The organism is Myroides sp. C4067 (assembly GCF_038039665.1).
Lineage (GTDB): Bacteria > Bacteroidota > Bacteroidia > Flavobacteriales > Flavobacteriaceae > Flavobacterium > Flavobacterium odoratimimum.
The window spans coordinates 1-23577 of sequence record NZ_JBBPHJ010000006.1; the positions used below are offsets into that span (position 1 = coordinate 1).

Here is a 23577-nt window from a genome sequence, read left to right on the forward strand (position 1 = left end):
AACTGAATAGCGCATCTGATTACGGCTCAGAAGGTTGCAGGTTTGAATCCTGCCGTGGTCACTAAAGTCTTGATTTGAATCAAGACTGTGATAGAAATAAATAAAAGAATAATGGCCGCGTGGCGCAACTGAATAGCGCATCTGATTACGGCTCAGAAGGTTGCAGGTTTGAATCCTGCCGCGGTCACTAAAAGCTTCTCATTTGAGAAGCTTTTTTTATTTATATGTATTTTTGTAGAAGAATCTTTACTATAATGCGATGGCTAAGAAAGAAAACTATTTTAGATATTGGTGGAAGTCAAGTAATGAACATGGGGTGCATTCTCCATTTATATTTAATTTATTGACTAAAGGATTATATCCTAAAGATAGCAGATGGAGAGGGATGGCAAAGAAAGATGTTTTTATACTACGCATGCTAAATTACTATCAGCCTCAGTCTCTCGCCGTACATGGGACACTCTCTGTGGAGGTGGCTTGTGTTAAATCATTAAAAGAATCTTCTGATGCAGTAGATATGATCTATATGTCTAGTGTGAACGATATTGCTATAACTGATGTATGTACTCGTATGCATAATGATAGCGTCCTTGTGATTGATAGAAGAGAAGGGCGAGAAGAGATAGAGGCTTTCTGGGAGCAGATCGTGTTAGATGAGCGCTTCAGTGCTACGATCGATTTCTATTATTACGGTGTAGCATTTATTAGATCAGAACAATTAAAACAACATTTTATTCTACGTATGTAATTTGTTCTGTTAGATAGTTAGTAAGTAGATGTATTATTTCTAGTAATTTATTTATCTTAGAAGAGTCTTTCGGATTATTAGAAAAGATAATGAACTAAAAGCATAACTAAACTATCTATTATGTCTACTCATATTATTCAAGTAAAAGATATTAAACGCGATTTTAAATTGGGATCTGAAACAGTATATGTGCTGAAAGGTGTGAATTTAGAAATAGCAAAAGGAGATTATGTTGCTCTAATGGGACCTTCAGGAAGCGGTAAGTCTACCTTGATGAATATCTTAGGATGCTTAGATACGCCTACTTCCGGTAGTTATTATTTAGATGGTAAAGATGTTAGTGCTCTAAAAGATGATCAATTAGCAGAGATTCGTAATAAGCATATTGGTTTTGTATTCCAGACTTTTAATTTATTGCCTAGAACGACTGCGTTAGATAATGTGGCATTACCTATGGTGTATGCAGGTAACTCTAAAGCAGAACGCAATGCTCGTGCAAAAGAAGTGTTAGATCAGGTGGGATTAAGTGATCGTATAGATCACCATCCTAATCAACTCTCAGGAGGGCAGAGGCAACGTGTAGCTGTAGCTCGTGCTCTAGTAAATAAACCAGCTATTATATTAGCTGATGAACCAACAGGAAATTTAGATACTAAGACTTCTGTTGAGATTATGAGTTTATTCGATGAAATACATGCGAATGGAAATACGGTTATACTAGTAACACATGAAGAAGATATAGCTGCACATGCACATCGCATCATCAGACTTAGAGATGGAGTGATAGAGAGTGATGAACGTATTAAGTAGATCGTAGTTCTTAGAAAGTTATTTTTATGTGTTATTAAGGTTTATCTTATATCAATAGATCTTTGATTAGAAATAATAGAGATTTCGTTAGAGAATAAGCTTTAGACATTTCTTTTTTTGTTGTACTTTGTGAGTTAATTAAACCAAGGACAATATTATGAAAGTATATACAAAAACTGGAGATAAGGGAACAACAGCATTATTTGGTGGTACACGTGTGCCAAAACATCACATCAGAATAGAAAGTTATGGTACGGTAGATGAATTGAATTCGTATATCGGTTTAATTCGCGATCAAGAGATGAATCCCTTGTATAAAAAAGTATTGATAGAGATTCAGGATAGATTATTCACTGTGGGAGCTATATTAGCAACTGATCCAGAGAAAGCAATTTTAAAAAACGGAAAAGAAAGACTAAATATTCCAAAAATAAGTGTGGCTGATATAGAGCTGTTAGAAAATGAAATTGATCGTATGGAAGATTCATTACCACAGATGACTCATTTCGTTTTGCCGGGTGGACATACTACTGTGTCATATTGTCATATCGCAAGGTGTGTTTGTCGTAGAGCAGAGCGTTTGTCAGTGAGTCTGAATGAGTCAGAGCCTGTAGACGAGTCAGTTTTGAAGTATTTAAACCGACTTTCTGACTATCTTTTTGTGTTGGCACGAAAGTTGACTTTTGATTTACAGGCTGAAGAAGTGAAATGGATTCCAAGAAAAGAAGACTAAAAAAGTGTTATTTTTCTTAAAATCTGTAGATTTTAAAAAGCTACGTTCTTGAAAACAGCTGAAATAAATAAAAAAAAGCTTGATAATTTCATAATAAAAATTATTTTTGCATTAAAAATTTAAAACGAATAGAGATGTATTGGACATTAGAATTAGCATCTTACCTAAGTGATGCTCCATGGCCTGCGACGAAAGATGAGCTTATTGATTATGCAATTAGAACAGGTGCTCCTCTAGAGGTAGTAGAAAACCTTCAATCTATAGAAGATGAGGGAGAAATCTATGAATCAATGGAAGAGATATGGCCAGACTATCCGACTGACGAAGATTACCTTTGGAACGAGGATGAGTATTAAGATATAGATAAGAAAAAAGCCTCTAAAAAGGCTTTTTTTTTATTTAATTTTACGATTTGACAGTAATAAAAAAATAAACCACATAAATTTATGAGTATCATAAACAGCATATTAAAGGTGTTTGTTGGAGATAAATCAGAAAGAGATATCAAAGACATCAAGCCTTTAATTGAGAAAATAAAAACGTATGAAGGAGCTTTATCTAGCCTTTCAAACGATGAACTAAGAGCGAAAACAATTTACTTCAAAGAAAAGATACAGCAATCTAGAGCAGATCAAGATGCTAAAATCGCTTCTTATAAAGAAGAAATTGAGAAAACGCAAGATATCGATAAGAGAGAGTCTATCTACGCTAGCATTGATAGCTTAGAAAAAGAGGCTTATAACAACTCTGAGAAATTGCTATTGGATATTCTACCAGAAGCATTCGCTGTAGTAAAAGAAACAGCTCGTCGATTCAAAGAAAATGAAACAGTAATCGTTACTGCAACAGAACAAGATAGAATCTTCGCAGAGACTAAACCTTATGTGACTATCGTAGATGATAAGGCACATTGGGCGAATACATGGTCTGCTGCAGGAAAACAAGTTACTTGGGATATGATCCACTACGATGTACAGTTAATCGGGGGAATCGTATTACACCAAGGTAAAATTGCTGAGATGCATACAGGGGAAGGGAAAACGTTAGTAGCAACTTCACCATTGTACTTAAATGCATTAACAGGAAATGGAGTTCACTTAGTAACAGTGAATGACTACTTAGCAAAACGTGATAGCCAGTGGAAAGCTCCATTGTTTGAGTTCCACGGAATGACTGTTGATTGTATTGATAATCACCAACCAAACTCTCCAGGTAGAAAAGCGGCTTATGCTGCGGATATTACATACGGTACAAATAACGAATTCGGTTTTGACTACCTACGTGATAATATGGCACATACGCCAGAAGAATTAGTACAGAGAAAACACAACTTTGCAATCGTGGATGAGGTGGATTCTGTATTAATTGATGATGCTAGAACGCCATTGATTATTTCTGGACCTGTACCACAAGGAGATCGTCATGAATTTAATGAATTAAAACCAGAAGTAGCTAACTTAGTAGAGATGCAAAGAAAGCTAGCTAACGGATTCTTAGCAGAAGCTAAAAAATTAATTCGTGAAGGAAATACTAAAGAAGGTGGATTCTTATTGTTTAGAGCATATAGAAGTTTACCTAAGAATAAAGCGTTAATTAAGTTCTTAAGTGAAGAAGGAGTAAAACAATTACTTCAAAAAACTGAGAACCACTATATGCAGGACAACAATAGAGAAATGCATAAAGTAGATGAGGCTTTATACTTCGTAATCGAAGAAAAGAATAACCAAGTACAGTTAACTGATTTAGGTATTCAATTCTTATCAAAAGATACAGATCAAAACTTCTTCGTACTTCCAGATATTGGTGTTGAAATCGCTAAGATAGAAGCACAGAATCTATCTAAGGATGAAGAGGCTGAAGCAAAAGAAGTGTTGTTCCAAGACTTCGGAGTGAAGAGTGAGCGTATCCACACTTTAAGCCAGTTATTAAAAGCTTATACTCTATTCGAAAAAGATACTGAGTATGTAGTAATGGATAACAAAATTATGATCGTAGATGAGCAAACGGGACGTATCATGGATGGTCGTCGTTACTCAGATGGATTACACCAAGCTATCGAGGCTAAAGAGAATGTGAAAATTGAAGCAGCTACTCAAACATTTGCTACAATTACATTACAGAACTACTTCCGTATGTATAACAAACTAGGAGGTATGACTGGTACGGCGATTACAGAAGCGGGTGAGTTCTTACAGATTTATAAATTAGACGTTGTAGAGATTCCTACGAATAGAGGTATCGCTCGTCATGACAAAGAAGATAAGATTTATCGTTCGGTACGTGAGAAATTTAAAGCAGTAATCGAGGATGTAGTAGAGTTATCAAATGCTGGACGTCCAGTATTGATCGGTACAACATCAGTTGAGATTTCTGAGTTATTAAGTAGATCATTGAAAATGCGTGGTATTAGACACAATGTGTTGAATGCTAAATTACATAAACAAGAGGCTCAAATTGTAGAAGAAGCAGGACAATCAGGTATCGTAACTATTGCTACAAACATGGCAGGTCGTGGTACGGATATTAAGCTTTCTCAAGAAGTAAAAGACTTAGGAGGTCTTGCTATCATTGGTACAGAGCGCCATGACTCTCGTCGTGTAGACCGTCAGTTAAGAGGTCGTGCAGGTCGTCAAGGGGATCCAGGTAGTTCACAGTTCTATGTGTCACTAGAGGATAACTTAATGCGTCTATTCGGATCTGATCGTGTAGCTAAATTAATGGACAGAATGGGATTAGAGGATGGAGAAGTAATCCAACACTCTATGATGACAAAGTCTATTGAAAGAGCTCAGAAAAAAGTAGAAGAGAATAACTTCGGTATTCGTAAGCGTTTATTAGAATATGATGACGTGATGAATGCACAACGTGAAGTAATCTATAAACGTAGAAAGCATGCCTTATTCGGAGAGCGTCTTAAAGTGGATATCGCGAATATGATGTATGACCTATGTGAGCGTATTGTAGAGACTAACAAATTAGCTAGTGACTATAAAAATTACGAATTTGATATTATCCGTAATTTCGGTACGAACAATGTGGTTAGCGAAGAAGAGTTTGCAAAAGGTGATGTAGTTACTATCGCTAATAAGCAATATGATATCGTTTATAATGCTTATGCAGATAAATGTAAACGTAGTGCTGCAGAAGCATTTAAAGTGATCAAAAATGTTTATGAGAACAATGCAGGTCAGTTTGAGCGTATCGTAGTTCCTTTTACAGATGGTGTTAAAACGATTAATATCGTAACTAACTTAGAAGAAGCTTATGCAACAGAAGGAATGTCATTAATTAATGATTTTGAGAAAAACATTACTTTGACTATCCTAGATGAGGCATGGAAGAAACATTTAAGAAAAATGGATGAATTAAAGCAATCTGTGCAGTTAGCTGTGCATGAGCAAAAAGATCCATTGTTGATCTATAAATTCGAAGCATTTGAGTTATTTAGAAAGACTATTTTCGAGATTGATTCTGAGGTAATGACATTCTTAACAAGAGCAGATTTGCCACAACAAGAACAACCAGCAGAAGAGGTATCTGAAGCTTAAAAATAAATATGTCATTGTAAGATGATATATGAAATAAAAAAGACGTGTTTTAAGCACGTCTTTTTTTGTTTCTATAGATTTTGTAGTTAGGAATGTTAAATGGTTTTATACAGTGCTAAATGAGTAAATAAGGAATGCTCTGGTATGTGGAAATAAAAAAGGATTGACGTACGTCAATCCTTTTTGTAATTTTAAATATCTCGGAATATTACTTTTCAGTAGTCATTTCTAATTGGAAAACTAAATCAGTGTTAGGAGGGATAGGACCAACTCCACGTTCTCCATAAGCTAAATGAGAAGGGATAAAGATAATCGCTTTGTCTCCTATTTTCATTTGCTCTATTCCTTCAATGAAACCTGGTATTAAACCTGTTTTAGTACCATATTTAAAAGGGATAGGGATGTATTGGTTAGCGTTAGCTCTTCTTTGATCAAAAGTACCGAATAGCTTAGATAATTCTTCATTACTTGAATCAAACATAAGTCCGTTTTCAAAGAATCCTGCGTAGTCAATCATTACATCTTGCCCGATATTAGGTTTTTTACCTTCTCCTTCATTAATGATAACGTAAGATAGACCTGAGTGTGTTTTAGTAGCTTTTGCTTTTAATTCTGCGAATTTAGTAGCGTATTCTTTTTGGGCACCTTCTACTTTGTCTGCTTGATCTTTTTTAGCTTTGTCAGCGTCTTCAAAGTATTTTTTAAACACTTTGACTGCGTTGAATTTTTTAGCTTCTTTTCCTACTCTAATGATTTTTACAGACTCCATTTTGTCTCCTTGAGCGATAGTATTAACAATGTCAAGACCTTTTACAGTATATCCAAAAACTGAATGCATTCCATCTAAATGTGGAGTAGCTTTATGTGTAATAAAGAATTGGCTTCCGTTTGTAAAAGGACCACTGTTCGCCATAGATAGAGTACCTGCTTTATCGTGTTTTAAACTTGGGTCAAATTCGTCTTTAAATACATAGCCTGGTCCACCAGAACCTGTACCTGTAGGGTCTCCACCTTGTATAACAAAATTAGGTTCTACTCTGTGAAAGGCGATACCATCAAAATAAGGTTTGTCTTTATATTGTTTGTCCACAAAAGGGTTATTACCTTCTGCTAATGAAACGAAGTTAGCAACTGTTACTGGTGCTTTCTCATATTCTAGTTCAACAACGATATTACCTTTTGATGTTTTGATATCAGCATATAAACCATCAGGTAAATCTGTCTTAGCTGAAGTACAAGAAGCAGCTAATGCTACAATACTTAGAATTAAACTTGTCATTTTTTTCATATTATTTTAGTTACTTTTTTCTATTGATTTTAAATCTATAGTGAATATTAATGGTTGATTTTTACCTATTTTGTTTCTGTCGCCTAGATAGCTGTATGCTAATATAGAAGGGCTAAGTACTTTGATAGACTCATTTTTCTTCATGAGCTTGATAGAGTGTCTTAATATAGGAAGGATGTCTTCTTTATCAACTATATAAGATAGTACTCCGATGTCATTAGAAGAATATAACAAACTGTCTTGTAAAGTGCTTATTTCATAAGTATACATGACAGTATTGCCCTCTGATGGTCTGATAGAGTCATGTATTTTTCTTTCTTTATAGCTGTACCAAAAACCGTTTTTAGAATTGATATATGTATTATCTTTATCTGTTTCTATGTATTGGCTTATGAGTTCTTCTTCACTTTTAACCATATCCATATTTTTCAAAGCAGAGCTTTGTATAATGCTTTCTTTTGACTTTGATATCGGTTTTCTTGCTTCTTTATCTTGATTACAACTAGTAGCAAAAACAGCAAATAATGCTATACTTAGAAACTGAATAGATTTATACATAGAATTCTTTTTTATGCTTTTTAATGATGTCTGTAAATCGAGTTATTGTATCTTCTAAAGATAGTGTAGATTTACCACCTGCGGCATTTACATGCCCTCCACCTTCGAAATATTTACGTGCTAGTTGGTTCACGTCCATATTGCCTTGTGATCTTAGTGATATTTTTACAATGCCTTCATCTTTTCTTTCAATAAAGAAAAAGGTTAGGTCAATCCCTTTAATTGATAATCCATAGTTAACAAAACCTTCTGTGTCTCCTTTTTGATGTTGGAACTCGTTAAGTTCTTTATCAGTCAGATATATATATGATGTATTGTATTCAGGTAATATTACCATGTTTTGGAGTGCTTTACCTAATAATTGTAATCTGTTGTAATTACTGTTGTCAAATAAAGCATTGTGTATAGCAGGGTTGTCTATTCCTTTGTCTATCAATTCTGCTACAACACGGTGAGTGTTGGCATTTGTTTTAGGGAACCTAAAAGAACCTGAGTCAGTTACAATACCTGTGTATATACATGTAGCAGCATCTTTATCAACTAAATGAGTTAGTTTTAATGCTTGTATAATAGTGTATAGAAGTTCGCATGTAGACCCAAACTCTGGATTAGAGAAGGTTAATGTAGCATAGTCACCGGGCATTTGGTGGTGGTCTATCATTACAAATGGAGCAGTCATCTTTTCAAGAACTTTTTCCATATCCTCCCCTGTTCTTAATAGAATATTAAAGTCTAAAGTGAAGATATAGTCACTAGAAGAAAGAATCTGATTAGCTAATTCTCTTTTTTTATCAAAGATGATAATGTTTTCACTAGCTGGCATCCAGGCAAGGAAGTGTGGAAAATCATTAGGAGATATAATATATGCGTCATGTCCTAATGCTTTTAAAATATGGTACAACCCTAATGTAGAGCCAATGGCGTCACCATCAGGATTTCTATGAGGGATAATACTTATCTTTTTTGGCGAGCTTAAAATAGATTGTAGTTGCTCTATATATTTTTCATTCATCATGTTGCGAAAATACATTATTTTAAGAATATTAAATAATGATATCTAAGTTTAAATGATAAAAAGTTACGTTAAAGAATGAATGATATTATTGAGCTAATGCTTTTAGTTCGTTTTTGTCTTTTAGAATAATCTTTTTACCGGATAATTCTATTATACCGTCCTTTTTAAGCTCTGATAATAAGCGAATACAGCTTTCTGTGGCAGTACCGACCATATTAGCAAGATCTTCTCTTGATAATTGGATATTCAGTGCATTATTTTCTGGATTAATACCACCTACTTCTTCAAGTTTTAGAAGTATAATAGCAAGACGCTCTTTAACTGTCTTGTGAGTGTGATCAGCTAAGCCTTTGTCTGCATCTTTTAAGTGGTTACAGATGTCTCTCGTTACAAGTAAAGAGAATTTATTGTTATCCGTGAAGTATTCCATCATTTCTTTCTTAGGAATAAAACAGATTTGCATATCTTCAATCGCTGTTGCAGTAAGATTAGATGTCTCTTCATTAATGATAGAGCGTTGTCCTAAAAGGTCTCCATTCTTAGCAAGCTTAACAATTGTGTCTTTACCATTAGAGTTGAGTTTTGTTAATTTACAAAAACCGTCCTTGATACAAAACACACCATTAAGGTTATCACCTTCACTGAAGATGGTTTCCCCTTTCTTTACGATAAAGTGAGTTTTAGTTTCAGATATTGTTAAAAGCTCTTCTCTAGTTAATGCTTTTAGAGAACTAAATTCTCTAATAATACACTGTTCACATCTGCCCATGACCAAGTAGTTTTTGTTAAAATAACTCTACAAAGATAGTGATTTTTTATGATAAATGTCATATATTCTCCATTATTAAACGTAGACCTTTGGTATAGGTAAAATGAGCAATAAATTATGGATAAAAATAAGTGTTATCACTGTGGTAATGAGGTGACAACCTTTAACCGCATTGACTTCGATGATAAAGAATTTTGTTGTAATGGATGTAAGACAGTTTATGAGATTTTTAGCGAGAATGATTTAAGCTGTTATTACGATATGGAGGCTACTCCAGGTGCTACTCCAGAAGAAGCTAATGGTAAGTATGATTTTTTAGAGAAAACAGAAATTATTAACAAACTTCTAGAGTTCAATGAAGGGGCAACTAATATAGTGTCTTTATATATTCCACATATTCACTGTAGTTCTTGTATCTGGATATTAGAGAATCTGCACAGACTAAATGACGGTGTGATTCGAGTATTGGTTAATTTCCCTGAAAAGAAAGCAACAATTACATTTAATTCTGAAAAGGTATCTTTAAAAGAGTTAGTTCTTCTACTAACGAAGATAGGTTACGAACCTTATATAAGTTTAAAAAATTATGAAGATAAGCCTCAGGCTATAGATAGAAGTTTAATTTATAAAATAGGGATAGCATTTTTTAGTTTTGGAAATGTTATGATGCTTTCTTTTCCAGAGTATTTTAATATTGATGATATCTGGATGAGAGAATATAAGGATTTTTTTAGATGGCTTATATTACTTATTTCTTTACCCGTATTTTTTTATTCTGCTTCTCCTTACCACTTGGCTGCTTGGAAAGGGATTAAAACAAAAAATTATACCATAGACATTCCTATGTCTTTAGGAATTATAGTGATGTTTATTCGAAGTACGATAGATATTATATTTGATTTAGGCCCAGGTTTTTTTGATAGTATGACTATGTTAGTCTTCTTTATGTTGTTAGGAAAACTGTTTCAGCAACGTACTTATAACTTCCTATCTTTTGAAAGAGATTATAAATCCTATTTTCCTATTGCAATTACTAAGATTGGAGAGGATGGGGTAGAAGAGCCTATTCAAGTCTATGAGGTTGTAAAAGGGGATCGTCTTCTGATCCGTAACCAAGAACTAGTACCTGTGGATTCAATATTGATTTCAGAATCAGCTTTTATTGACTATAGTTTTGTAACAGGTGAAGCTGTTCCTGTAGAAAAGAAATCAGGAGATAAAGTTTTTGCAGGAGGAAAACAAGTGGGAGACGTTATTGAGATAGAGGCAGTGAATACTGTTTCTCAAAGTTATCTAACTCAGTTATGGAGTAATGATGTCTTCCAGAAAAAAGTGGATATTAAGTATAAAACTATTACGGATACGATTAGTCATTATTTTACCCCTGTATTATTGCTGATTTCTATATCTGCTTTTATAGGTTGGGCTTTTGTGGATATCAATGCCGCTTTTAATGTGTTTACAGCTATTCTAATCGTTGCTTGTCCTTGTGCCTTAGCTTTGACTGCTCCATTCACTTTAGGTAATGCTATCCGTATTTATGGTAGAAATAAGTTCTATTTAAAAAATGTTACTGTCGTAGAACAAATGGCAAAGGTGAATACTATTGTTTTTGATAAGACAGGTACTATTACTACTAATGCAAGTTCAACTATACAGTATGTCGGAGAGGAGTTATCTAAAGAAGAACAAGGCGATATTAGAAATATTATTAGAGCATCTAATCATCCCTTGAGTAGAAAACTGTATAACTTTTTGTCTACAAAGGTGGTTGTCAAACCTGAGTTATTTGAAGAAATACCAGGAAAAGGACTGTTGGGTACGATAAACAAAAATAGTTATCTAATAGGATCTCCTAGTTTGTTAGGGATTCAAAGTGAACAGGTGTTAAATGAAACATCAGTTCATATCCAAATTAATGGGGAGTATAAAGGTAAGTTTGTATTTGCTAACCACTATAGAGAAGGCGTTACAGAATTGTTTGATAATTTAACAAATATCGGATATAAATTAGCTATTCTTTCAGGAGATAATGATGGTGAGAAAGAAGTGTTAGAAAAGTTACTTCCTAGTTCTACTTCGTTGGTTTTTAATCAGAAGCCAGAAGAGAAATTAGAATATGTCAAAAGATTGCAAGAAAATGGGGGGAATGTAATGATGGTTGGAGATGGATTAAATGATGCAGGAGCATTAGCTCAAAGTAATGTGGGAGTGTCTGTTTCTGAGAATGTTAATGTTTTTACTCCTGCAAGTGATGCTATCTTAGATGCTAAGATGTTTAAAAGCTTAAAGTCATTCTTAAATTATTCAAAGAAATCTGTTAAAATTATCAAATTAAGTTATATCTTAGCTTTAAGCTATAATGTGATTGGTATAACGGTTTCTATAATGAATAAAATGTCTCCATTGGTAGCGGCTATATTAATGCCCATAAGCACTGTTTCTATAATCAGCTTTGTAACGATCATGAGTAATTACTTTGCAAAGAAGATTATAAAGAAAGATTAAGATAAAAAGCTAAATATGATAGTTATCATGTTTTAAGGCATCAGATAATGTTAATTTTGACAAGTAAATATTAGGTATGAGTGTTATATATTTCTTAATTAGTATCAGTGTAGTAGTAGCTGGTATATTTCTATACTTATTTATACGGTCAGTAAAAAGCGGTCAGTTTGATGACGCGTATACCCCTTCAGTGCGTATGCTTTTTGATGACGAAGTAAAAGTTACTTCAAAAGAGAAGAAAGACAAAAAAACAGATAATAAACAAAAAGAAAATCAAATATAAACAACTATGGAAGTGCAACAATTTTATTATGACAACAAAATTGTAAAGAAATTTCTTTATGCTTCAATATTTTTTGGAGCTGTCGGGATGCTTGTAGGATTAGTTTTAGCAGTGATGTTTATATTTCCTAACTTAACAGATGGAATATCTTGGTTGAGTTTCGGGAGATTGCGTCCATTGCATACTAATGCTGTGATTTTTGCGTTCGTTGGTAACGCAATTTTCGGAGGAATATACTATTCTTTACAAAGGTTATGTAAAGCCAGAATGTACAGTGACTTTTTAAGTAATCTTCACTTTTACGGATGGCAATTAATTTTAATTGGTGCTGTAATTACCTTACCATTAGGATTTACAACATCAAAAGAGTACGCTGAATTAGAATGGCCAATTGATATTGCAATTGCATTGATTTGGGTGACATTCGGTGTTAATATGATTATGACGATTATCAAAAGAAGAGAGCGTCATATTTATGTTGCGATATGGTTCTACTTAGCGACTTTTGTTACCGTAGCAGTATTACATATCTTTAACTCATTAGAGTTGCCTGTAAGTGCATTTAAATCTTACTCTGTATATGCAGGGGTACAAGACGCATTAGTGCAGTGGTGGTATGGACATAATGCGGTGGCATTCTTCTTAACTACACCTTTCTTAGGTTTAATGTATTATTATTTACCAAAAGCAGCGAATAGACCAGTTTATTCTTATAGACTATCTATCATTCACTTCTGGTCTCTAATTTTCTTATATATCTGGGCAGGTCCTCACCACTTATTGTATTCAGCATTACCAGAATGGGCTCAAAACTTAGGAGTTGTGTTCTCAGTAATGTTAATTGCACCATCTTGGGGAGGTATGATCAACGGTCTTTTAACTCTTCGTGGAGTTTGGGATAAAGTAAGAGTTGATCCAGTATTAAAATTCTTCGTAGTAGGTATTACAGGATACGGTATGGCTACTTTTGAAGGGCCAATGTTATCTCTTAAAAATGTAAACGCTATTGCTCACTATACTGACTGGATCGTAGCTCACGTACACGTTGGAGCATTAGCTTGGAACGGATTCATGACATTCGGTATGGTGTACTGGTTAATTCCTAGAATGGTTAAAACAGAGCTTTATTCTAAAGCTGCTGCTAACTTCCACTTCTGGATTGGTACATTAGGTATTATCTTATATACTATTCCATTATATGTGGCAGGTTTCTCTCAACACTTAATGTGGAAAGACTTTAACCCTGATGGAACTTTAAAATATGGTAACTTCTTAGAAACAGTTACAGCTATTATGCCAATGTATGCAATGCGTGCTATTGGAGGAACATTGTATTTAGCAGGGGTATTAGTATTGATTTACAATATCTATAAAACTGTAAAAGCTGGTCAACCAGTTCAAGATGAATTAGCTGAAGCACCTGCATTACAAAGAATTTCTGCTGGTAGATTAAAAGGAGAAGGATGGCATACTCATTTAGAGAGAAGACCTATTCAGTTTACGATCTTAACTACAGTAGCTATTTTAATTGGAGGATTGGTACAGATTGTTCCTACAATATTTGTGAAGTCAAATATTCCTACCATTACAAGTGTTAAACCATATACTCCTTTAGAGTTAGAAGGTCGTGACCTTTATATTAGAGAAGGATGTGTGGGATGTCACTCACAAATGATTCGTCCTTTCCGTTCAGAAGTTGAAAGATATGGAGAGTACTCTAAGTCAGGAGAATATGTTTATGATCACCCATTCTTATGGGGTTCTAAGAGAACAGGTCCAGATTTATTTAGAGTTGGAGGTAAATATTCTGATAGCTGGCATTATAACCATATGTATGACCCTCAGTCAACATCTCCTAATTCAATCATGCCTGGATATAAATGGTTATTTGCTAATAAAAATGCAGATTACTCTGATATAGAAACTAAAATGAGTGTAATGAGAACTTTAGGAGTTCCATATACAGATGAGGATATTGCTAACGCGAAGGCTTCTATTAAAGCACAGTCTGAAGAGATTGCTAAGAACTTAGAAGGGGATCCTGATTATGTGAAGTCATATGAGGACAGTAAAAAACGTGCACAAGCAAAAGGTGAAGAGTTTATACCTATGAGTGATCGTGAGATCGTAGCAGTGATTGCTTATCTACAGCGTTTAGGTACCGACATTAAAAAGGTAGAAGAATAATATTTTAAAAATGAATCAATATGCTAAAATTCATTAAACATAATATGGAAACAATAGGTGGAGTGGAGATATTCCCTATTATATCACTTATTATTTTCTTTACATTCTTTGTTGGACTTTTCGTGTGGGTTGCTACTTATAAGAAAGACACAATAGAAGAATTGAGCAATATGCCATTCATGGATGATGAAGAGCACAAAGTTGATAGTAATTCACGAAAATTATGAAAAAGTTTTTTCCAGTATATGTAAGAGTTCCTCTTCTATTTGCTATTTTCTTTTTAGCGATAGAATGGTTAGTAGGGGGGGATAGTGATAAACCGGCTTTTGTAGAACATCCCGTTGTTCTAATATTATTAGGTTTATTCTTGTTCGCATTGATTGCTGTTGAAATTGTAGCATCTGCAACAAACAAGATTTTGGATCGCTTAATGACTCCTGAAGAGAGAGCTCTAAAACAAAAAGAAGCTAGTCGCCCATTAAGAGATGCCCCTTGGGTAAAACGCTTAATGCAGAAATTGACTAACACTAAAACAATTGAGCAAGAAGGTGATATCATGATGGATCATGATTATGATGGGATTAAAGAGTTAGATAATGATTTACCACCATGGTGGGTTGGACTTTTCTATGTAACTGCAATTTTTGCTGTAATCTATATGTTGAGATATCACGTGTTTGATGCAGATAATCAAGTTGCTGAGTTTGAAAAAGAAATGATTGCTGCTAAAGAACAAGTTGAGGAGTACAAGAAAAATGCTCCTGATATGTTAACAGCTGATCAAGCAGTATTCTCTGATGATCCAACTGTGTTAGCTGCTGGTAAGGCACTTTTTGATACAAATTGTGCTGTATGTCATAAGAATGACGGAGGTGGATCTATCGGACCTAACTTAACTGACGACCATTGGATATTAGGTGGAGGAATGAAAAATGTCTTCAACACAATTTCTGAAGGTGGACGTCCTGGTAAAGGAATGGTGCCTTGGAAGTCAAATTTCAAACCATCTGAAATTGAAAAGCTAGCTTCTTATGTTATTTCTCTTAATGGTACAGTTCCAGCAGAGGCTAAAGCTCCAGAAGGAGATATTGTATGGTCTAAAGCAGAATTGACTGGAGGAGATGCTTCAGAAGAAGGTGCAAAAGAAGAAGCTTCTGAAGAGGTTGCTGTAGATGCAGAAACTGTTGAAGTAAAGAATTAAAATAATATAGTCTATACTAACTGTATTATTAGTATAGACTGGTAAAAAGAATAGAGGGCTAAGGTTGACAATTTAGCCCTCTTTTATACCAAATATTTTCTATTGATCAAGAGGTGTTGACTTATTTCGTTTATTGGTGTTAATAAAGACATTATCTATAGTATTATTATCATAAATACAATGCATATTGAGAGCTTTTTTCGTACCTTTCTAGTATAAAAAAAGTTTATGTCTGTCAAGGTTTTATTTAGTTGTTAAACGAGGACTTGGTAGAGTTAAACTGTTTAAAATATAAGGTATTTAGAAGCGATTATACTGTTTTAGGATTTATATATATAGATGTTGATATAACAGTAGATGAGAAGTAAATCTTATCTTTTTAATAAACGAATATGATTGTTTGTGTTTTTTACTTTGGTTAGGGAAAGCGGAACAGTTAGGTATATTTCAGATTAAGAGAATAAGGAATCTTTTAGGCGACAATAATTAGAAGATTTCTGACAGATTATCTGTCAAAAACTTGTGCTTAGGCACTATTATAAACTAACATAATAAGAATAGAGTATAAGTAGTTTATTACTTTATTACTCATTGAAAAACATTTTACTATGGCTACAATACATGATGAGAGTTTCCGTGACTCCATAGGTACAATTGACAAAGATGGTAAAAGAGCTTGGATCTATCCTAAAAAACCTTCGGGCCCTTTTTATAATAAACGTAAGATCGTAAGTTACGCTCTTATCTTGTTTCTTTTTGCTGCGCCATTTATTAAGATAAATGGAAACCAGTTTTTATTGTTTAACGTAATAGATAGAAAGTTTAATATTTTTGGTTTTCCTTTCTGGCCACAGGATTTTTATCTTGTAGTAATATCTATGATTATTGGTGTAGTTTTTGTTACCCTATTTACAGTTTCATTTGGTCGTATATTTTGTGGTTGGATTTGCCCTCAAACGATTTTTATGGAAATGGTTTTTAGACGTATTGAATATTGGATTGATGGAGATAGAGGAGCTCAAATGCGTTTAGATAAACAACCATGGACATCTGAGAAAATAAGAAAGAGAGTTTTAAAGTGGTTTATATTTTTTGTTATTTCCTTTTTGATTGCTAATGTTTTCTTAGCTTATATTATTGGAAGTGATGTCGTTCTTCAAATGATGAAAGACGGACCAGCAGATCACATGGGGCGTTTTATTGGATTAATAATATTTACTGGAGCTTTCTACTTTGTATTTACATGGTTTAGAGAGCAAGTATGTGTTATTGCTTGTCCTTATGGTAGATTACAAGGAGTTTTATTAGACAATAAATCTATTATTGTAGCTTATGACCACGTGCGTGGTGAAGCGACAAATGGTAGAGCTAAGTTTAAAAAAGGAGTTGATAGAACTGCAGAAGGTATAGGAGATTGTATCGACTGTAAGCAATGTGTAAATGTATGTCCAACAGGTATTGATATTCGTAATGGTACTCAGTTAGAGTGTGTGAACTGTACAGCTTGTATTGATGAGTGTGATCACATGATGGAGAGTGTTGGTTTACCTACTGGTTTGATACGTTATGCATCAGAATCAGAAATATCAGAAGGTACTAAGTTTAAATTTAGTTTGCGTCAGAAAGGTTATGTAGCTGTTCTTTGTATCCTAATGACTATTCTGGTAGGGTTATTGTTCTTAAGAACAGATATTGAAGCTACTGTGCTTCGTGTGGCAGGTCAAACGTATACCCATGTCACCGTAGATGATAAGGAGAATATTAGAAACGTTTATACCTTTAAGGTAGTTAATAAAACGATGAAGGATTTCGAGAATGTAACCTTTAAGTTATCTTCTCCAGAAACAGGAATTATTACTTTAGTAGGGAACCCAATTATAAAAGTGGTTAAAGAAGGATATGCAGAAGGAACTATGTTTATTGATGTTCCACAGTTCTTATTAGAAAGTCATCGTACAAAAGTTAAAATAGAGGTGTATGAAGGAGATAAGTTGATTCAGACAACTTCAACAAACTTCTTAGGCCCTAGAACATTGGATTAATATTAAAATTTGTTAGGTATGAAATTTAATTTTGGAACAGGTATTGTTATTGCTATGGGGATTTTTATGGTCTTCATTTTGCAATATGTTATTAGAGTACAGATTGATAGTAAATATGATAATGAGTTAGTTACTGAGAATTATTATCAACAAGAAATAGAAGTAGATGGTAAACACGATAGAGAAGTAGCTGCATTGAAGCTTGCTACTCCGGTATCTATTGAGTCTACTAAAGCAGGAGATATATCGATTGTGTTTCCTTCAGATTTTGACGCAAAAAATATTACAGGAAAAATATTCCTATACAGACCGTCTAACCAGAAATTAGACTTTGATATGCCTATATCACTGTCTTCTTCCAATTTGCTCATACCTAACAATACGCTGGTAGACGGTCGTTGGGATATTGCAGTAGAATGGTCTTATAATGGATCAGATTACAGAAATAAACAAAGTTTAACTGTAAAAAAAGATTAACTAGTGATTACAGCTCTTATTTTTGGACTGATTAGTAGTCTGCATTGCATTGGTATGTGCGGACCTATAGCTATGATGTTGCCAGTTTCTAAGAGTAATGGTACTAAAAAAGCTATGCAGATATTCACCTATCATTTAGGGAGAATATCTGCATATTCTATTTTAGGACTTGTTTTTGGTATGTTTGGTAAAGGCCTTTACTTAGCTGGACTACAGCAGCAGATGTCTATTGTTGTAGGGATTTTAATGATTGTCTTTATATTAATACCACAAAACAAGCTTGGAAACTTTGGCTTTCTAAAGCCTTTTTACTTTATAGTGAGTAAGATTAAAACTAAACTAGGAGGTCAGTTTAAAAAACAAAATAAAGGAACACTGTACTTTATTGGTTTTTTTAATGGCTTTTTGCCATGCGGTATGGTCTATGTCGCATTGTTTGGTGCATTAGCTACACAGAGTGTATTTATGGGGATGCTTTATATGGCTCTATTTGGAGTAGGAACTATTCCTTTGATGAGTTCTATTATTTATGTAAGAGATATGTTTTCTCCTAGAGTAAGAAACGGTATTATGAAGTATTACCCTTATGTTATCGTAATCTTCGGGATGTTGTTTATTATACGCGGTCTGGGATTAGATATTCCTTTTTTATCTCCAGATAATTTAAATCTTTTTGTAAGGGGAGAGGCTGATTGCTAGTTAAGTACAATTTATTTAAAATAAATTGTATAAAATGATGTGACTTTTTTCAGAATTATTGTCTTAAGTGTATAACGATAAGGTCATCAACGATTTTTAATGCTATGAAAAGGAAAAGATATGTTGATTGTTTGTTACTTATAATTTATCGTTATAGTACTTAAAATAAAAGTATAAAATTGCGCTATGAAAGAAAAAAAGCTGACCACTGGTCAGCTTTTTTTTTATATGCTTAATGACTGCTTTTTAAGATAATCTATAGCATGTCTTCCTTCATTGAATAATAAGTCTAGAATACTTAGATTGTTTAAGTAGCCATGTTTTTCATCAAAAACTTGGATGTATGGAGTGTAGATATTAGTATCTTTCTTACCATTTATTAAAGTTCTCAAATCAGTAATGTCATTACTTACTTCTTTATGGTAGTCTTTAGTTTGTTCATAAGGGAGGTCTATCCCTAAGCAAGAACATAACACTTCATGTATTTGAAGGTTAAGATCTAACATAAACTCTGGTTTTCCTTCAAAAATAGGACGAATCTCATCTTCAAAGTACTCGAAGTAAGGAGAAGTTCTATAAGCAGCTTCTAGGCTCTTAAAATGCTGTTTTTGCCAGCCAAAAGCATGCTCTATTCTTACATCCTTATATTTTTGTTTAAGTTCTTTTGAGTGTTTGATTGGAATATTAAGCATTTGCTTTCCATTAGCACTATAGATGAACGCTCTATTTCTATTGGTTTGTTTTTGAAAGTTATCTTCCATCTCAAATGTTATTTTGTCTGCTTGTAACATAGCTACAAAGTGACTGATAGAAGGGAAGTAACTAGGATGAATAAGTATGTTATTCATGTTTTAATTTAATATTTTGAATTCTTTTTTTCTTTTCTCTTTTTGTAAGTATTATAACCTACTAAACCTATCACGGCTACTAAGAAGTAAGGGAAGTAAGAAGTCTGCTTACCATTACCATTAACAGTAGTAAACATTCTATCCCAACGAATCTTATCTAATGCTTTTGACCATGGAACGTATTGATCTATACTTAACCATACAAAAACAGGTTTTCCTACAATGTGATCTTCAGGTACAAATCCCCAATATCTACTATCTTCAGATCTATTTCTATTGTCTCCCATCATGAAGTAATAATCTTGTTGGAAAGTGTATTTATCTGTAGCTACATCGTTGATATAGATTTTATTGCCTCTAACCTCTAATTTATTGCCCTCATATACCTGAATAACTCTTTGGTACATTGGGAAGTTATCAGCATTTAGCGTAACTGTCTCTCCTTTAGCAGGAATATGTAGAGGACCTAAGTCATCATTTGTCCAAGTTTTAGAGTTATGAGGGAATATTACATTAGCATACGCTGCTTGAATATAGGCTTTAGCTTCTTCTGGATATCCTTTTGTAACACTTACTATTTGAGACATAGACTTTAATACTTCTACATTTTCATCTGTTAAAGCGGCGAAGATTAATGTTTTCGGATCATTGTTAAAGTATTCAATACCTTCTCTTGTATCTAATCGTTTTACTAAAGCATTTAGATCTATTGGTGTACCGTCTGTTTTTACAGTATAAGTGCTCTGTAATCTAGCACGATCATTAAGCTTTAATTTCTCATTATTGATGTAAACATCACCATTAACTAACGAAATGTTTTCTCCTGGTAAACCTACAGCTCGTTTAACATAGTTTGTTTTCTTGTCGATTGGTTTATCTACAGCAGGTCTTCTAAGTGGATCGTTGAACTGATAAACAGTATCGGTTGGCCAGTTGAACACGACGATATCGTTGTGTTGTATCTTTTGAAAACCAGGTAATCTAAAGTATGGTAAATGTGGCTTTTTTAAGTAAGAATTCTTCTTTGTAAATGGTAAAGTATCATGTACCATTGGTAACGCTACCGTAGTCATAGGAGTTCTTGCCCCATAGTGGAACTTACTTACGAATAAGAAGTCTCCTACTAGTAAAGTCTTTTCTAATGAAGACGTTGGTATTGTATAAGGTTGAATTACATAAGTGTGAATCACTGTAGCAACAACAACTGCAAATAGAATTGAACTAACAGTCTCTCCTGAGCTTGTAGCTGCTTTTGTACTTCTGTTTTCTACATATTTTACATCGACAGCATAGTTGATATAATAGATATAAAGACCTAGTGTTACTACTCCTAGTATAGTGTCTACTGTTTTGTTTTTTCCGAAGCTTCTAAGTGTCTCTACCCAAACTACTGGAAACATGATTAAATTCACAATAGGTACAAACAATAAGATAACCCACCATCTAGGACGGTTTATGATTTGCATTAAGACCACAGCATTATATACAGGCACGATAGCTTGCCAGCTTTTCTTTCCAGCTTTTACGTATAATTTCCAAGTTCCAAGAAAGTGTATAACTTGTACTAAAAGAAAAAACAAAAACCATTGAGACATTGTCATAGTTTAGTATTGTTTAATGATTATTAGTGAAGGTAATTATTTTTTTAGATTCAGAACATCTTTCATAGAGAATATTCCTTTTTTATTTTGTATCCATTCAGCGGCTACTACTGCTCCTAGAGCAAAGCCTTCTCTATTATGAGCTGTGTGCTTGATCTCTATCTGGTCGATAGCAGAGTCATAGAATACACTGTGTGTACCAGGTACGCTATCTATGCGTTTTGCATTGATATGTATCTGATTAGCATCTGGTGTATCTAATGTCCATGCTGTATAATCTGTATTTTCGATAATACCATTAGCCAAAGAAATAGCTGTACCGCTAGGAGCATCTAACTTTTGGGTATGATGTATTTCTTCCATAGATACTTTATAATCATTAAGATTATTCATCATCTTAGCTAAATAGCTGTTTAGCTCAAAGAATAGGTTTACTCCTAAACTAAAATTAGACCCATATAAAAAAGCACCATTGCTTTTCGTACATAGATCTACCATCTTATCATATTCTTCTAACCAACCTGTGGTACCTGATATAATAGGGATATTTAGTTCAAAACAAGTTGTAATATTCTGTACAGCAGCAGAAGGCACACTGAAGTCTATCGCTACATCTGTCTCTTTTAGTCCTTCATAAGTATCAGAACTTCTTTTGCGAAGTACTATTTCGTGGCCTCTTTCTATGGCAATTCTTTCAATGATTTGACCCATTTTGCCATATCCTAATAAAGCAATTTTCATTGGATAAATATTTTAAAAGCGATATTCTACATTTATCGCATATTGGAACTGATTTTGATTCTGAAGATTCATTCTGTCTATCTCAAAGGCAGGCTTAATAGTCAAGTTCTCATTAACGTTGAACTGCATCAAGTGAGCATCTACGTTAGCGTCGATGATACTTAGAACATAAAAACCAACTGTGATTACGACAGATAAGTCTCTATTACGTCTATAGAACTTTTGAGCTTCTAATATACGATCGTTGTCTAATCCTCCAAAAGTAGGGTCGTTAGGATCGTTAACACCTTGTAGACGTTTCTTATATTCGTCTCTATATCTATTATACTGTCTTTGGTTATCCATCCAGAAGTATGTAGGTATTCCTATACCTGCATATACTAATGGTACTTTCCAGTATTTCTTATTATAGATTTGACCTACTCCAGGAATAACAGAGGCATAGAATGCCGCACGAGAAGGAGCTACAGGATCTAATGGTTTATAGTCTGCAGACTCTTTTTTCGTAGTAGGTTCATCTTCTTCACTTACAGACTGTGCATAGGTGGGGTGACAGACTGCTCCTATGAAGAATAATAGGATTAATAACTTGTGTTTCACTAATTTTCTAATAGTTTGATAATACGATTTAAGTCTTCTTCAGAGTGGAAAGGAATAGATATCTTTCCTTTTCCATTATTAGAAACTTTAATATCTACTTTTGTTCCAAAGAATTGTCCGAATGATCTCGAATAACTTTCTGGAATATTAAACTCTGTATTTTTCTTAGATAGAGCAGGTGATACTATACCTCTTAGTTGTTCTTGATATTTTTTTACGATAGCCTCAGTCTCTCTTACAGATAAGTTTTCTGTAATGATTTTGTGATAGATATCTGTCTGTACATCTAAGTCTTCTATATTAATAATAGCACGACCATGTCCCATAGTGATAAATCCATCTCTTATCCCTGTCTGAATGATTGGGTCTAGACGCAGTAGGCGCAAGTAATTAGCGATAGTAGAACGTTTCTTTCCTACGCGATCACTTACTTGTTCTTGTGTCAGATTTATTTCTTCCATTAGACGTTGATACGACAGTGCTATCTCGATAGGGTCTAGATCATGACGTTGGATATTCTCTACTAAAGCCATAGTTAGAGACTCATTGTCATTCGCTATACGGATATAAGCAGGCACAGAGTCTAATCCTACTATTTTAGAAGCTCTTAAACGGCGTTCACCAGAGATTAATTGGTATTTGTTGAACTCAATTTTTCTAACCGTAATAGGTTGTATTACACCTAATTCTCGAATACTTGTAGCTAACTCTTGTAAAGACTCTTCGTTAAAGTTCGTTCTAGGTTGGAATGGATTTATCTCAATAGAGTCTATGTCTAGCTCTATAATATTGCCGATTACTTTATCTGCATTATTATCTTCGATTGATCTAATATCGTTATCTGGATCTTTTAATAGAGCCGATAGTCCTCTTCCTAAAGCTTGTTTCTTAATTGCCTTTGCCATAATATTCTAAATAATA

Annotated in this window: 22 protein-coding genes and 1 tRNA gene; 14 read left to right on the forward strand and 9 right to left on the reverse strand. The window is 33.8% G+C overall.

Annotated elements, in window-relative coordinates:
- Nucleotides 1-113: 113 nt before the first annotated feature.
- The 6 genes from AABL87_RS05645 (at nucleotide 114) to secA (ending at nucleotide 5839) form a co-directional block, all read left to right on the forward strand.
- Nucleotides 114-187: transfer RNA gene (locus AABL87_RS05645), tRNA-Arg, on the forward strand.
- Nucleotides 188-259: 72 nt separating this feature from the next.
- A complete protein-coding gene (locus AABL87_RS05650; protein ID WP_006257114.1) occupies nucleotides 260-748 on the forward strand; it encodes a hypothetical protein in 489 nt (162 codons plus the stop codon).
- A gap of 120 nt (nucleotides 749-868) precedes the next feature.
- A complete protein-coding gene (locus AABL87_RS05655) occupies nucleotides 869-1558 on the forward strand; it encodes an ABC transporter ATP-binding protein (protein WP_006257113.1) in 690 nt (229 codons plus the stop codon).
- Nucleotides 1559-1715: 157 nt separating this feature from the next.
- Nucleotides 1716-2291, forward strand: coding sequence for a cob(I)yrinic acid a,c-diamide adenosyltransferase (locus AABL87_RS05660; RefSeq protein ID WP_006260637.1), 576 nt, complete (start codon nucleotides 1716-1718; stop codon nucleotides 2289-2291).
- 134 nt (nucleotides 2292-2425) lie between these two features.
- Nucleotides 2426-2647 carry a DUF2795 domain-containing protein gene (locus AABL87_RS05665; RefSeq protein WP_002986941.1) on the forward strand — a complete coding sequence of 74 codons (222 nt, stop codon included), beginning with the start codon at nucleotides 2426-2428 and terminating at the stop codon, nucleotides 2645-2647.
- Between the two features lie 90 nt (nucleotides 2648-2737).
- Nucleotides 2738-5839, forward strand: coding sequence for a preprotein translocase subunit SecA (gene secA / locus AABL87_RS05670; RefSeq protein WP_016649842.1), 3102 nt, complete (start codon nucleotides 2738-2740; stop codon nucleotides 5837-5839).
- Nucleotides 5840-6047: 208 nt separating this feature from the next.
- Here the strand turns inward: secA and AABL87_RS05675 are convergent, their stop codons facing one another.
- From AABL87_RS05675 to AABL87_RS05690, 4 genes are all read right to left on the reverse strand, one after another.
- Nucleotides 6048-7127 (reverse strand): peptidylprolyl isomerase, encoded by a 1080-nt coding sequence (locus AABL87_RS05675; protein WP_131540582.1) that lies wholly within the window; start codon nucleotides 7125-7127, stop codon nucleotides 6048-6050.
- A gap of 6 nt (nucleotides 7128-7133) precedes the next feature.
- The gene (gene gldI, locus AABL87_RS05680; protein ID WP_131540583.1) at nucleotides 7134-7685 is read right to left on the reverse strand and encodes a gliding motility-associated peptidyl-prolyl isomerase GldI; all 552 of its coding nucleotides are present in this window, start codon (nucleotides 7683-7685) and stop codon (nucleotides 7134-7136) included.
- Nucleotides 7678-8700: a DHH family phosphoesterase gene (locus AABL87_RS05685; protein ID WP_006257108.1), complete on the reverse strand. Its 1023-nt coding sequence runs from the start codon at nucleotides 8698-8700 to the stop codon at nucleotides 7678-7680. Before AABL87_RS05685 ends, gldI begins: the two co-directional genes overlap by 8 nt.
- Before the next feature lie 85 nt (nucleotides 8701-8785).
- Complete coding sequence (locus tag AABL87_RS05690) at nucleotides 8786-9469, reverse strand: Crp/Fnr family transcriptional regulator (protein ID WP_006257106.1); 684 nt, start codon at nucleotides 9467-9469, stop codon at nucleotides 8786-8788.
- Nucleotides 9470-9586: 117 nt separating this feature from the next.
- Here AABL87_RS05690 and AABL87_RS05695 point away from each other — a divergent pair, with 117 nt between their 5' ends.
- The 8 genes from AABL87_RS05695 to AABL87_RS05730 all read left to right on the forward strand — a co-directional run bounded on the left by AABL87_RS05695 (nucleotide 9587) and on the right by AABL87_RS05730 (nucleotide 18866).
- Nucleotides 9587-11977: a heavy metal translocating P-type ATPase gene (locus AABL87_RS05695; RefSeq protein WP_341277065.1), complete on the forward strand. Its 2391-nt coding sequence runs from the start codon at nucleotides 9587-9589 to the stop codon at nucleotides 11975-11977.
- A 76-nt stretch (nucleotides 11978-12053) separates the two neighbouring features.
- Nucleotides 12054-12260, forward strand: coding sequence for a cbb3-type cytochrome oxidase assembly protein CcoS (ccoS, locus tag AABL87_RS05700; RefSeq protein WP_006257104.1), 207 nt, complete (start codon nucleotides 12054-12056; stop codon nucleotides 12258-12260).
- 6 nt (nucleotides 12261-12266) lie between these two features.
- Nucleotides 12267-14447, forward strand: coding sequence for a cytochrome-c oxidase, cbb3-type subunit I (ccoN, locus tag AABL87_RS05705; protein ID WP_006260641.1), 2181 nt, complete (start codon nucleotides 12267-12269; stop codon nucleotides 14445-14447).
- Nucleotides 14448-14467: 20 nt separating this feature from the next.
- The gene (locus AABL87_RS05710; protein WP_341277066.1) at nucleotides 14468-14674 is read left to right on the forward strand and encodes a CcoQ/FixQ family Cbb3-type cytochrome c oxidase assembly chaperone; all 207 of its coding nucleotides are present in this window, start codon (nucleotides 14468-14470) and stop codon (nucleotides 14672-14674) included.
- The gene (locus tag AABL87_RS05715; RefSeq protein ID WP_006257101.1) at nucleotides 14671-15648 is read left to right on the forward strand and encodes a cbb3-type cytochrome c oxidase N-terminal domain-containing protein; all 978 of its coding nucleotides are present in this window, start codon (nucleotides 14671-14673) and stop codon (nucleotides 15646-15648) included. The genes AABL87_RS05710 and AABL87_RS05715 overlap by 4 nt, the downstream gene beginning before the upstream one ends.
- A 608-nt stretch (nucleotides 15649-16256) precedes the next feature.
- The gene (gene ccoG, locus AABL87_RS05720; RefSeq protein ID WP_006257100.1) at nucleotides 16257-17690 is read left to right on the forward strand and encodes a cytochrome c oxidase accessory protein CcoG; all 1434 of its coding nucleotides are present in this window, start codon (nucleotides 16257-16259) and stop codon (nucleotides 17688-17690) included.
- A gap of 18 nt (nucleotides 17691-17708) precedes the next feature.
- Nucleotides 17709-18167 carry a FixH family protein gene (locus AABL87_RS05725; RefSeq protein ID WP_006257099.1) on the forward strand — a complete coding sequence of 153 codons (459 nt, stop codon included), beginning with the start codon at nucleotides 17709-17711 and terminating at the stop codon, nucleotides 18165-18167.
- 3 nt (nucleotides 18168-18170) lie between these two features.
- Complete coding sequence (locus tag AABL87_RS05730) at nucleotides 18171-18866, forward strand: sulfite exporter TauE/SafE family protein (protein WP_006257098.1); 696 nt, start codon at nucleotides 18171-18173, stop codon at nucleotides 18864-18866.
- 224 nt (nucleotides 18867-19090) lie between these two features.
- Here AABL87_RS05730 and AABL87_RS05735 read toward each other — a convergent pair whose 3' ends face one another.
- From AABL87_RS05735 to AABL87_RS05755, 5 genes are read right to left on the reverse strand one after another with little or no spacing between them, the layout of a single operon-like run.
- Nucleotides 19091-19714 carry a WbqC family protein gene (locus AABL87_RS05735; protein WP_006257097.1) on the reverse strand — a complete coding sequence of 208 codons (624 nt, stop codon included), beginning with the start codon at nucleotides 19712-19714 and terminating at the stop codon, nucleotides 19091-19093.
- Nucleotides 19715-19722: 8 nt separating this feature from the next.
- The gene (gene lepB, locus AABL87_RS05740) at nucleotides 19723-21315 is read right to left on the reverse strand and encodes a signal peptidase I (protein WP_006257095.1); all 1593 of its coding nucleotides are present in this window, start codon (nucleotides 21313-21315) and stop codon (nucleotides 19723-19725) included.
- A 36-nt stretch (nucleotides 21316-21351) separates the two neighbouring features.
- Nucleotides 21352-22056: a 4-hydroxy-tetrahydrodipicolinate reductase gene (gene dapB, locus AABL87_RS05745; RefSeq protein ID WP_006257094.1), complete on the reverse strand. Its 705-nt coding sequence runs from the start codon at nucleotides 22054-22056 to the stop codon at nucleotides 21352-21354.
- Nucleotides 22057-22068: 12 nt separating this feature from the next.
- A complete protein-coding gene (locus AABL87_RS05750) occupies nucleotides 22069-22656 on the reverse strand; it encodes a DUF5683 domain-containing protein (protein WP_006257093.1) in 588 nt (195 codons plus the stop codon).
- A complete protein-coding gene (locus AABL87_RS05755) occupies nucleotides 22656-23561 on the reverse strand; it encodes a ParB/RepB/Spo0J family partition protein (RefSeq protein WP_006257091.1) in 906 nt (301 codons plus the stop codon). Before AABL87_RS05755 ends, AABL87_RS05750 begins: the two co-directional genes overlap by 1 nt.
- Between the last annotated feature and the right edge of the window lie 16 nt (nucleotides 23562-23577).

Coding starts and splice junctions, on each gene's coding strand:
- AABL87_RS05695 (WP_341277065.1), top strand. CDS start 9,587: ATGGATAAAAATAAGTGTTATCACTGTGGTAATGAGGTGACAACCTTT.
- ccoS (WP_006257104.1), top strand. CDS start 12,054: ATGAGTGTTATATATTTCTTAATTAGTATCAGTGTAGTAGTAGCTGGT.
- AABL87_RS05725 (WP_006257099.1), top strand. CDS start 17,709: ATGAAATTTAATTTTGGAACAGGTATTGTTATTGCTATGGGGATTTTT.
- gldI (WP_131540583.1), bottom strand. CDS start 7,685: ATGTATAAATCTATTCAGTTTCTAAGTATAGCATTATTTGCTGTTTTT.
- AABL87_RS05735 (WP_006257097.1), bottom strand. CDS start 19,714: ATGAATAACATACTTATTCATCCTAGTTACTTCCCTTCTATCAGTCAC.
- secA (WP_016649842.1), top strand. CDS start 2,738: ATGAGTATCATAAACAGCATATTAAAGGTGTTTGTTGGAGATAAATCA.
- AABL87_RS05690 (WP_006257106.1), bottom strand. CDS start 9,469: ATGGGCAGATGTGAACAGTGTATTATTAGAGAATTTAGTTCTCTAAAA.
- ccoN (WP_006260641.1), top strand. CDS start 12,267: ATGGAAGTGCAACAATTTTATTATGACAACAAAATTGTAAAGAAATTT.
- AABL87_RS05665 (WP_002986941.1), top strand. CDS start 2,426: ATGTATTGGACATTAGAATTAGCATCTTACCTAAGTGATGCTCCATGG.
- AABL87_RS05710 (WP_341277066.1), top strand. CDS start 14,468: ATGCTAAAATTCATTAAACATAATATGGAAACAATAGGTGGAGTGGAG.
- AABL87_RS05715 (WP_006257101.1), top strand. CDS start 14,671: ATGAAAAAGTTTTTTCCAGTATATGTAAGAGTTCCTCTTCTATTTGCT.
- ccoG (WP_006257100.1), top strand. CDS start 16,257: ATGGCTACAATACATGATGAGAGTTTCCGTGACTCCATAGGTACAATT.
- AABL87_RS05675 (WP_131540582.1), bottom strand. CDS start 7,127: ATGAAAAAAATGACAAGTTTAATTCTAAGTATTGTAGCATTAGCTGCT.
- AABL87_RS05755 (WP_006257091.1), bottom strand. CDS start 23,561: ATGGCAAAGGCAATTAAGAAACAAGCTTTAGGAAGAGGACTATCGGCT.
- AABL87_RS05655 (WP_006257113.1), top strand. CDS start 869: ATGTCTACTCATATTATTCAAGTAAAAGATATTAAACGCGATTTTAAA.
- lepB (WP_006257095.1), bottom strand. CDS start 21,315: ATGACAATGTCTCAATGGTTTTTGTTTTTTCTTTTAGTACAAGTTATA.
- AABL87_RS05660 (WP_006260637.1), top strand. CDS start 1,716: ATGAAAGTATATACAAAAACTGGAGATAAGGGAACAACAGCATTATTT.
- AABL87_RS05650 (WP_006257114.1), top strand. CDS start 260: ATGGCTAAGAAAGAAAACTATTTTAGATATTGGTGGAAGTCAAGTAAT.
- dapB (WP_006257094.1), bottom strand. CDS start 22,056: ATGAAAATTGCTTTATTAGGATATGGCAAAATGGGTCAAATCATTGAA.
- AABL87_RS05685 (WP_006257108.1), bottom strand. CDS start 8,700: ATGATGAATGAAAAATATATAGAGCAACTACAATCTATTTTAAGCTCG.